1 protein-coding gene is annotated in these 869 nt (G+C 68.9%); it reads left to right on the top strand.

The features are described 5' to 3' along the window. Positions 1–11 precede the first annotated feature (11 nt). Positions 12–845: an IS5 family transposase gene (locus tag E1258_RS32900; RefSeq protein WP_132407898.1), complete on the top strand. Its 834-nt coding sequence runs from the start codon at positions 12–14 to the stop codon at positions 843–845. Positions 846–869 lie beyond the last annotated feature (24 nt).

Below are 869 nucleotides of genomic sequence, written 5' to 3'. Positions count from 1 at the left end.
AGGGTAGCGCGGTGTCTGTTCGCCGTGGCTACCCCTCCGACCTGACTGACACCCAGTGGGCGCTGATCGAGCCGCTGTTGCCGGAGCCGAACACGGACGGCCGCAGGGAGAAGCACCCGCGACGGGAGATCGTCAACGCGATCTTGTACGTGGTGCGGTCCGGGTGTCCGTGGCGGTACCTGCCCGCTGACCTGCCGCCGTGGCAGACGGTGTACTGGTACTTCACCCGGTGGGAAGAAGCTGGCGTGACGGAGAAACTCCTGGTCACGCTCCGGGTCAAGGCGCGGGTGCAGCAGGGCCGCGCCCCGGAGCCGTCGGCGGGGATCATCGACTCCCAGAGCGTGAAAGGCGCTGACACCGTCGGGCGGGACAGCCGAGGCTACGACGCCGGGAAGAAGATCAACGGCCGCAAGCGGTTCATCATCACCGACACCCTGGGCCTGCTGGTCACCGTGACTGTCCTCGCCGCGAGCTGGCAGGACCGCGACGGCGCTAAGAGCGCCCTGCTCGGCGCCTACATGGTCACCCCGATTCGGCACGTCTTCGCCGACCAGGGCTTCACCGGCCGGCTGGTCGACTGGGCCCGCGACATCCTGCGCACCACCCTGGAGATCGTCCGCAAACCCGCCGACCAGCGCGGCTTCGCTGTGCACCCGCGCCGCTGGGTCGTGGAACGCACCCTGGCCTGGCTCACCGCCTGCCGCCGACTCGCCCGCGACTACGAACGCCACCCCAAGGTGTCCGAAGCGCTCATCCGCTGGGCCGCCATCGCTGGCATGACCCGCCGCATCACCCGCGGTCAACCGGCACGACGTCAAGCCCGCCGCACCTTCACCTGGACCTGATCAACCCCATCTCAAACACGCTCT

The sequence above is a fragment of the Micromonospora sp. KC207 genome (assembly GCF_004348615.1).
Classification (GTDB): domain Bacteria; phylum Actinomycetota; class Actinomycetes; order Mycobacteriales; family Micromonosporaceae; genus Micromonospora.
This window is presented reverse-complemented; position numbering and strand designations above follow the sequence as displayed.